The following is a 9,488-nucleotide window of genomic DNA, read 5'->3' on the forward strand; positions in this document are numbered from 1 at the left end:
CGCGGCCATCGCCACGGCGGCCTCGTCCGCCAGGGCGGTCTCGTGCGGGTTCGCGCGGGCCCGGTCGACGGCATCGCCCGCGCTCTCCAGCAGCGCCCGCGCGGCGCGGGTCAGGATGGCGAGTTCGCCGAAGCGCTGGACGACCACCGGGTCCTCGACCACCTTGGCGGCCTCGTTGCCCGGCCAGCCGCCCTTGGTGTAGCCGCGCAGGAAGGCGGCGGCGTCGGCGAGCGCGCCCTCGGCGATGCCGGTGTCGATGGCGGCGTGGATGAGCAGGCCGAAGCTGCGGAACGTGCTGACGCCGTCCCTGCGGCCGGGCATCACCCGGTCGGCGGGCACGTACACGTCCTCCAGCAGGACCGTGCCGCTGGCGGTGGTGCGCTGCCCGATGCCGTCCCAGTCGTCCACGATCGCCACGCCCGGGGTGTCGCGCGTGACGAACGCGGTGTGGTGCAGGTCGTCGTCGTCCAGCGCGATCACAGGGATCCAGTGGGCGAACAGCGCGCCGGTGGCGTAGATCTTGCGGCCGGAGATCAGGTAGCCGCCGTCGGCCGGCCGCAGCCTGGCGCGCTCGCGGGTTCCGTCGGTGCCGCGGGCGTCCACGGCGGCGTTGCCCAGGCGGCGGCCCCGCAGCACCTCGCGGTAGAAGAACGCCTGCTGCTCCGAGGTGCCGTGCTCCCTGATGGAGTCGACGTACCAGAAGTGGTTCTGCGGGATCTGCCCGATGCTGCCGTCCGCGGCGGACAGTTCCCTGATGACGGCGCCGAGCGTCCTGGTGCGCACGCCCGCGCCGCCGTGCCCGGCGGGCACGGTGATGGCGAGCAGACCGCTCTCCGACAGCGCCTCGATCTCGGCCACCGGCAGGATGCGCTTGGAGTCCCGCCGCGCGGCGCCCTTCGCGAAGTCCCCGGCGAGCTCGCGGGCGACCTCGATCGCCTCCTCGTCGGTCTTGATCACATGTGCCATGTCACTGAAATCCTTGGAATGGCCGCCACCAGTTCCTTGGTGTACGGGTGCTCGGGCGTGTGGAAGACGTCCTCGACGGGCCCCTCCTCGACCACCTGGCCGTCCTTCATCACCAGGACCCGGTCGCACAGGTGGTGGACCACGCCCAGGTCGTGCGAGATGAACAGGTACGCCACCCCGGTCTCCCGCTGCACGTCCTCCAGCAGGTCCAGCACCTGTGCCTGGACGGACACGTCGAGCGCGGACACGGGCTCGTCGCACACGATCACGGCGGGCTCCGGGGCCAGCGCCCGTGCGATGGCCACGCGCTGCCGCTGGCCGCCGGAGAGCTGGAGCGGGCGGCGGGCGAGGTGCTCGGTGCCGAGGCCGACGAGCTCGAGCAGCTCGACGGAGCGGTCGCGGCGGCGCTCGCGCGGCACGCCCGCCACGGCCAGCGCCTCTGCCAGCACCTTGGCGACCGTGTAGCGGGGGTCGAAGGCGGCCAGCGTGTCCTGGTAGATCGTCTGGATGTCCCGGCGCAGGCGGCGCCGGGCGGCCCGATCGAGGCCGGCCCACTTCTGGCCGTGCACCTCGACGGTGCCGGTGTCCGGCTCGGTCAGCCCGAGCGCGATCCTGGCCGTGGTGGTCTTGCCCGACCCGGACTCCCCCACGACGCCGACCGTCTCGGCCGCCCGCAGCGTGAACGACACCTCCCGCACGGCGGCCCGCCCGCCGAACGACTTGCCGACGCCGTCGGCGCGTACCACGACCTCGCCGGGAGAACGGCGGGGTGGGGCGGGCGACGTGCCGGACAGGCGGGTGCCCTTGGTGTGCTCGGCGGGGATGGCGCGCAGCAGCCGCTTGGTGTACTCGTGCTCCGGCGCGCCGAGCACCCGCCGCGTGGGCCCCTGCTCGACGATGACGCCGTCCTTCATCACCGCCACCCGGTCCGCCAGCCGGGCCACCACCGCCAGGTCGTGGCTGATCACCAGCAGCGACCTGTCCTGGCTCTTGAGCCCGGCCAGCAGGTCGAGCACCTGCGCCTGGATCGTGACGTCCAGCGCGGTGGTGGGCTCGTCGGCGATGACCAGCTCGGGCTCGGCCGCGATGGCGGTGGCGATCAGGGCGCGCTGCCTGAGCCCGCCGGACAGCTCGTGCGGGAGCTGAGCCGCGCGCAGCTCCGGCTCGGGCACGCCGACGGAGGCGAGCAGCTCGGTCACGCGGGCGCGGCGGGCGGCGCCGCTCAGGCCGGTGTGCGTGGCCAGGACCTCCGCGATCTCCTTGCCGACCGGCCGCAGCGGGTCGAGGGAGACCAGGGCGTCCTGGAGCACGAAGCCGATCCTGCCTCCGCGCACGCGCCGCCAGCCGCGCTCGCGTAGCTTGGTGAGGTCCTGCCCGTCGAAGGCCAGCTCGTCGGCGCTGACGCGGGCGCCGTCGCCGGTGAGCCCGACGAGTGTGCGGGCGGTGACGCTCTTGCCCGACCCGGACTCGCCGACCAGGGCCAGGCATTCGCCGCGCCCGATCTCGAACGAGACTCCGCGCACGACCTCGGCCGGCCCGAAGGCGATCCGCAGGTTCTGCACCTTCACCACGAGGTCCTCCCCTCCGATCGCAATCTGAGCGCGCGGCCGACGACCGTCACGCTGATGACCGTGAGCGTGATCGCCGCGCCCGGGAACACGCCGTACCACCAGGCGCGCGAGATGAAGTTGCGGGCCGTGGACAACATCGAGCCCCACTCGGGCTCGGGCGGCGGGGTGCCGAGCCCGAGGAAGCTCAGCGCGGAGCCGGCCACGAGCGCTGTGCCGACGCCGATGGTGGCCAGGATGAGCACGGGCTTGACGGCGTTCGGCAGGACGTGCCGGAACACCACCCGCGGCCCGGACAGGCCCAGCGCGTGCGCCGCCTCCACGTAGCTCGACGAGCGGATGGCCAGCGTCTGGGCGCGGACGAGCCGGGCGTAGGACGGGATGTTGGCCACGCCGATGGCGAGCATCGCGTTGGCCGTCCCGCCGCCGGCCACGGTGATGACGACCAGAGCCAGCAGCAGCTCGGGGAAGGCCAGGCCGATGTCGGACAGGCGCATGATGACGTTCTCGATGATCCGGTTGCCCAGCCCGGCGGCCAGGCCGAGCAGGCCGCCGAAGACGAGCGCGATGGCGATGGCGCCGAAGCCGAGCAGCAGCGACGTGCGGGTGCCGTGCACGATGCGGGCAAGCACGTCCCTGCCGTTCTCGTCGGTGCCGAGCAGGTGGGCCGCGCTCGGCGGGCGCAGCGTCTGTGCGCTGTCCACGGCCAGGGGGTCCTGGCCGGAGAACAGGCTTGGTACGACGGCGGCCAGCACCAGCAGCACGAGCACGGCGGCGGCGAGCCAGACGCCGGGTCGGAAGCGCTTCACCGGTTTCCCTTCAGCCGGGGGTCGACGACCGCGTAGAGCAGGTCGACCACGAGGTTGACCAGCACGTACACCAGGGCCGACAGCAGCACGACGCCGAGCACGACCGGCAGGTCCTTGGCGTTGACCGCGGAGATCAGCAGGCGGCCGATGCCCTGCCGGGTGAACAGCGTCTCGGTGATGACCGCGCCGCCGAGCAGCGCGCCCACCGTGTAGCCGGTCATCGTGACGAGCGGCAGCAGGGCGTGCCTGAGCGCGTGCCGCACCCGTACGGCCGTGTCGGCCAGGCCGCGGCTGCGGGCCGAGACGATGAACGGCTCGTCCAGCACCTCTTCGAGGGCCTCGCGCAGAACGTGGCCGAGCACGCCCGCGATCGGCAGCGCCAGCGCGAGCGCCGGCAGCACGAGCGAGGCGAACCCGTGGCTGCCGGTCGCGGGGAACAGCCGCAGCCCGAACGAGAACACGGTCAGCAGCACGATCCCCAGCCAGAACACCGGCGTCGAGGCCACGAGCAGCTCCGACACCGAGGCGAGGCCCCGGATCCAGCGCCGCCGTTTGGCCGTGGCCAGCGCGACCACGACGGCCAGCACGAGCCCGGTGACGGCGGCGGCCAGCGCCAGCTCGACGGTGGCCCAGGCCTGTTCGCCGATGGCCTGGGTGACCGGCGTGTGCAGGCGGTAGGAGGTGCCGAAGTCGCCGCGCACGATGCGCCACAGGTGGGCGGCGTACTGCTCGTACCAGGGGCGGTCGAGCCCGTACTCGGCGGTGACCTGGGCGAGCACCTCGGGCGTCGGGGCGGCGCCCTCGCCGCCGACGATGGACTCCGCGGGGTCGCCGGGGGTGAAGTGCACCACCAGGAAGCTCAGCGTCGCCGCGCCCCACAGCACGCCGGCCCCGGCCAGGAGCCGCCACGCGATGAACCTGATCATCGGTCCAGCCAGGTGTCGTAGAAGTACGGCGACGGGTAGGCCGGGGTGAAGGTCAGGTCGTGCACCTTCTTCTGGTATGACACCGGCCGCGGGTCGTCGTAGTACGGGATCGCCGGGGCGAGCTCGACCAGCCTGGCCTACGCCTGGTCGTACAGCGCGGCCGGGTTCCGGTCCGATCGGGCCTTCTCCAGCAGTTCGTCGATCTTGTCGTCGCGCAGGCGGGCGACGTTCTGGCCGCGCCGCTTGTCGGTGGTGATGTTCTTGGACGAGTACTGGATCCACAGCACGTCGGCCGTGTTGGTCGCCCACAGGCCCGAGGTCAGGTCGTAGTCGCCCTTCAGCAGGCGGTCGGTGATCTCCTGCTCGGGCGGCGTCTGCATCTGGATGTCGATGCCGGCCTTCTTGGCCGCGGCCTGGGTCTGGACGGCGATCTGCATGCGTTGGGCGGGGAAGTTCGCGGCGATCGGGAAGTACGCGGTCAGCCGCTTGCCGTCCTTGGTGCGGATGCCGTCCTTGTCCTTGCCGGTCCAGCCCGCCTCGTCCAGGAGCCTGGCGGCCTTCGCCGGGTCGTAGGCGATCGGGACCCCGGCCGCGTACCCGGGCGTGGAGGAGGTGAGGAAGCCCTTGGCGACCTGGTACTGGCCGAACGAGATGCCCTTGATGATCGACTCGCGGTCCACGGCGGCCAGCAGCGCCTGGCGCACCTTGACGTCGTCGAACGGCGGGCGCGAGGTGTTCAGCCAGAACGCCATCGGGTGCCCGGGCCGGACGGCGCTCAGGAAGCCCAGGTCGGGGTTGGCCTTGACCTCGTCCACGTTCTGCGGCGGGGTGAAGTCGATGGCGTCCACCTCGCCGGAGGCCAGCGCGTTGTAGCGGGTGGCGTCCTCGGTGAGGAAGCGGATCTCCAGCCGGTCCAGGTACGCGGGGCCGGTGTGCTTGGCGCTCTTCGGGCCCCAGTTGTAGTCCGGGTTGCGGCGGTAGGTGATGCTCTGGCCCTTGGTCCACTTCTCGAAGATGAACGGGCCCGACCCGATCGGGTGCTCGCAGATGGTCTGCGGGGACTCCTTGATCTGCTTCGGGGAGATCATGCCGAGGTAACCCTGGGCGAGGATGTCCAGGAACGGCTTGTACGGCGACGACAGGTGGACCTCGAGCGTGTATTCGTCGACGACCTCGGCATCCTTGTAGGGCGCGATGTACGAGGCGGCCAGCGGCGACTTGGTCGCCGGGTCCTTCATGTGCTCGAAGTTGGCCTTGAGCGCCTCGGCGTTCCAGACGGCACCATCATGAAATTTCACCCCATGGCGGAGCTTGAAGGTGTACGTCAGGCCGTCGGGCGAGATCTCCCAGCTGTCGGCCAGCCACGGCTGGATCTTCCCGTCGGCGTCGAACCACACCAGCGAGTCGGCCACCGGCACGGTCGAGACGGGGCCGTCGGAGCTGGAGTTGCCGTGCGGGTCGAGGCAGGGCGGCTCCTGCCCGTTCTCGCCCAGCACGAGGGTGCCACCCCGTTTGGGCTCGCCGTCACCCCCGGCTCCGGAAGCGGTGCTCGTGCCGCACCCGGAAATCAGGGCGGCGAAGACGAGGAGAGGGAGGATCTTCTTCATGGCGTGCTCACCCAGGTGTCATGGAACGTGACGGCGCCGTACGCGTTGTCCCAGGCCAGGCCGTGCACCTTCTTCTGCGAGGAGATCAGGCTGGGCCGGTTGTAGAGCGGGACGGCGGGCGCCAGGTCGATCAGCCGGGCCTGCGCCTGGCCGTAGAGCTCGGCGCGCTTGGCGCCGTCGGTGGCCGCGCGGGCCTGATCGAGGAGCTTGTCAATCTGGGGATCGGCGAGCCTGGTGGTGTTCTGGCCGCGCCGCTTGCCGGTGGTGATGTTCTCGGAGGAGTACTGGATCCACAGCACGTCGGCCGTGTTCGTGGTCCAGATGCCGACCGACACGTCGAAGTCGCCGCGGGCGGCGCGGTCGGAGGCGATCTGCGCGGTGACGTTCTCGATCTTGATCTCGATGCCGGCCTTGGCGGCGGCGGCCTGGGTCTGGACGAGGATCTGGGTGTTCTGCGGGTTCACGCCGCTGTCCAGGGCGACCGCGGTCAGCCGCTTGCCGTCCTTGGTGCGGATGCCGTCCTTGTCCTTGCCGGTCCAGCCCGCCTCGTCGAGCAGCTTGGCGGCCTTGGCCGGGTCGTAACCGATCTGGCCGCCTTCGGCGTGGTCGGGGGTCGAGGGGGTGACGAAGCCGGTCGCGAGCTTCCACTGGCCGAACGAGACGCTGTCGATGATCGCCTTGCGGTCCACGGTCAGCGTGAGCGCCTGGCGTACCCGCTGGTCGCCGAAGGGGGCGCGGCCGGTGTTCAGCCAGACGGAGAACGGGTGCCCAGGGCGGTCGATCGTGGTGAAGTTCAGGTCCTGGTTCGACTTGACGTCCTGGACGTCGGAGGGCGGGGTGTTGTCGATGACGTCCACCTCGCCGGAGAGCAGGGCGTTGTAGCGGGTGGCGTCCTCGGCCAGGAACCGGATCTCCAGCCCGTCCAGGTACGCCGCCCCCGCGTGCTGCCCAGGCGGCCCCCAGGCGTAATCCGGATTCTTCCGGTACGTGATGCTCTGACCCTTCGTCCACTTCTCGAACACGAACGGCCCCGACCCGACGGGGTGCTCGCACGTGCTCCCCGGGTCCTCCTTGAGCTGCTTCGGCGAGATCATCGCCAGGTACGACTGGGCCAGCACGTTGAGGAAGGCCGAGTACGGCGAGGAAAGACGCACCTCAAGCGTGTGCTCGTCCTTCACCTCGCTGTCCTTGTAGGGCGCGATGTATCCGGCGGCCAGCGGCGACTTGGTCGCCGGGTCCCGCATGTGCTCCAGGTTGAGCTTGAGCGCCTCGGCGTTCCACGGCGCGCCGTCATGGAACTTCACGCCGTCACGCAGCGTGAACGTGTAGGTCAGGCCGTCGTCCGAAACCTTCCACGCCGACGCCAGCCAGGGCTTGAGCGTGCCGTCCTCGTCCTGCCACAGCAGCGAGTCAAAGATCGGCCGGTCAACCACCGTGGTGTTGGTGGTCGAGAGCTGGTGCGGGTCGAGGCAGGCCGGCTCGTCGCCGTTCTCGCCGAGCACGAGCCGGCCGCCCGCCTTGGGAGCGGAGTCCGTCACGGGGGCGCTGCCGCCGCCGGAGGCACCCGAGCCGCACGCGGTCAGCAGCGACGCGAGCAGAGCCGTGGCTAGCAGCGGTTTCAACCTGGAGAGCATGGGGGTTCCTCACGGAAACAGGTATTGCCTACCTGCATTGAAGGGATTACGGTGAACCATAACGTAACACGCAGAACGGACGAAACACATGACACATGTGATCGCGGACGACGCCGAGGCGCTGGCGGTGGCCCGTGACCTGGCCGGCGAGTTCGCGGTGGACGCGGCCGCCCGCGACGCCGAGCGCCGCCTGCCGGGACCGGAGCTCGACCGCCTCTCGGCCAGCGGGCTCCTCGCGATCACCGTGCCCCGTGAGCACGGCGGCGCGGACGTCAGCGCCCGCACGGTCGCCGAGGTCTTCAAGGTGCTGGCCGCCGCCGACCCGAACCTCGCGCAGATCCCGCACAGCCACTTCGTCTACGTCAACGTCCTGCGGCAGCAGGGCACGGACGTGCAGCGCAAGTTCTTCTTCGGCGAGGTCCTGGAAGGGCGGCGCTTCGGCAACGCGCAGTCCGAGGCGGGCACGAAACACGTGCAGGACTACCGGACCACGCTGACGGCCGCCCCCGAGGGGGGATTCGCGCTGAACGGCACCAAGCACTACAGCACCGGCGCGCTGTTCGCCGACTGGATCCCGGTGCTGGCCCGGCGCGAGGACGGAACGCTGCACGTGGCGTACGTGCCGCGCGACGCCCCCGGGCTGACCGTCGTGGACGACTGGGCGGGCATGGGGCAGCGCACCACGGCCAGCGGCACGGTGCTGCTGGAGAACGTACTCGTCCCCGAGTACCGGGTGGTGCCGCACCACCTGACGTTCACGGGGCCGCAGCTGCACGGCGCGTTCGCGCAGCTCCTGCACGCGGCCATCGACGTGGGCATCGCGGCGGGCGCGCTGGACGAGGCCGTCGGGTTCGTCAGGACGAAGGCCAGGCCGTGGTTCGAGAGCGGCCAGGACCGGGCGGCCGACGACCCGCTGGTGATCCAGCGGGCGGGCGAGCTGGCGGTCAAGGTGCGGGCCGCCGAGGCGCTGCTGGAGGCGGCCGGCGCGGCCGTGGACGCCGCCCGCGCGGACCTGACCGACGACTCGGCCGGCGCCGCCTCGATCGCCGTGGCCACCGCGAAGGCGTTCGCGGACCCGGTGGCGGTGGAGCTGGGCAGCGCGATCTTCGAGCTGGGCGGCACCCGTTCCAGCCTGGACGGGCTCAACCTCAACCGGCACTGGCGCAACGCCCGCACCCACACCTTGCACGACCCGGCCCGCTGGAAGATCCAGCACATCGGCCGCTACGTACTCAACGGCCAGCTGCCTCCGCGCCACGGCCTGCTCTAGGGGGAGACCTTCCGATGTCCTTGACGTTTCACTGGTTCCTTCCGACGTACGGCGACAGCCGTGATGTCGTGGGGGGCGGCCACGGGCTGCCCGCCGGCTCGGCGGGAGGCGCCCGCCCGGCCACGCTGGCGTACCTGCGGCAGATCGTGCACGCCGCCGAGCACCTCGGCTTCGTCGGCGCGCTCACCCCCACCGGGGCGTGGTGCGAGGACGCGTGGCTGACGACCGCGATGCTGGCGGACACGACGGAGCGGCTGAAGTTCCTGGTGGCGTTCCGTCCCGGGCTGGTCTCGCCCACACTGGCGGCGCAGATGGCGGCCACGTTCCAGCGGCATTCGCGCGGGCGGCTGCTGCTGAACGTGGTGACCGGCGGCGAGAGCCACGAGCAGCGCGCGTACGGGGACTTCCTGGACAAGGAGGCGCGTTACGCGCGGACGGACGAGTTCCTGCACATCGTCAGGGCCCTGTGGCGTGGGGAGAGCGTGGACTTCACCGGGGAGCACCTGCGGGTGGAGGGCGCGCGGCTGAACCGGGTGCCGGATCCCGTGCCGGACATCTACTTCGGCGGCTCGTCGCCCGCCGCGGGACGGGTCGCCGCGCGGCACGTGGACGTGTACCTCACCTGGGGAGAGCCGCCCGCCGCGGTCGCCGAGAAGATCGCCTGGGTGAACGAGCTGGCCGGCGCCGAGGGCCGGACGCTCAGGCAGG

8 protein-coding genes are annotated in these 9,488 nt (G+C 71.4%); 2 read left to right on the plus strand and 6 right to left on the minus strand.

Translation table 11 applies throughout. The features are described from left to right. From AB0J09_RS44775 to AB0J09_RS44800, 6 genes are all read right to left on the minus strand, one after another. The coding region (locus AB0J09_RS44775; RefSeq protein ID WP_360705437.1) for an acyl-CoA dehydrogenase family protein at window positions 1-966 on the minus strand (966 nt) is incomplete at its 3' end. Further along, on the minus strand, window positions 954-2,537 hold the full coding sequence (locus AB0J09_RS44780; RefSeq protein WP_360705440.1) for an ABC transporter ATP-binding protein: 1,584 nt from the start codon (window positions 2,535-2,537) through the stop codon (window positions 954-956). The genes AB0J09_RS44775 and AB0J09_RS44780, both read right to left, overlap by 13 nt. Further along, complete coding sequence (locus AB0J09_RS44785; protein ID WP_360705442.1) at window positions 2,531-3,343, minus strand: ABC transporter permease; 813 nt, start codon at window positions 3,341-3,343, stop codon at window positions 2,531-2,533. Before AB0J09_RS44785 ends, AB0J09_RS44780 begins: the two co-directional genes overlap by 7 nt. Beyond that, a complete protein-coding gene (locus tag AB0J09_RS44790) occupies window positions 3,340-4,269 on the minus strand; it encodes an ABC transporter permease (protein WP_360705445.1) in 930 nt (309 codons plus the stop codon). Before AB0J09_RS44790 ends, AB0J09_RS44785 begins: the two co-directional genes overlap by 4 nt. Window positions 4,270-4,406: 137 nt before the next feature. Next, window positions 4,407-5,876 (minus strand): ABC transporter substrate-binding protein, encoded by a 1,470-nt coding sequence (locus AB0J09_RS44795; RefSeq protein WP_360705448.1) that lies wholly within the window; start codon window positions 5,874-5,876, stop codon window positions 4,407-4,409. Next, complete coding sequence (locus AB0J09_RS44800; RefSeq protein WP_360705451.1) at window positions 5,873-7,510, minus strand: ABC transporter substrate-binding protein; 1,638 nt, start codon at window positions 7,508-7,510, stop codon at window positions 5,873-5,875. Before AB0J09_RS44800 ends, AB0J09_RS44795 begins: the two co-directional genes overlap by 4 nt. Window positions 7,511-7,598: 88 nt before the next feature. On the opposite strand from AB0J09_RS44800, the gene AB0J09_RS44805 reads away from it, so the two are divergent. Continuing rightward, window positions 7,599-8,780: an SfnB family sulfur acquisition oxidoreductase gene (locus AB0J09_RS44805; protein WP_360705454.1), complete on the plus strand. Its 1,182-nt coding sequence runs from the start codon at window positions 7,599-7,601 to the stop codon at window positions 8,778-8,780. 14 nt (window positions 8,781-8,794) lie between these two features. Continuing rightward, a partial coding sequence (locus AB0J09_RS44810; protein WP_360705457.1) for an LLM class flavin-dependent oxidoreductase occupies window positions 8,795-9,488 on the plus strand: 694 nt, incomplete at its 3' end.

The sequence above is a fragment of the Nonomuraea sp. NPDC049784 genome (genome assembly GCF_040659615.1).
Taxonomy (GTDB): Bacteria; Actinomycetota; Actinomycetes; order Streptosporangiales; family Streptosporangiaceae; genus Nonomuraea.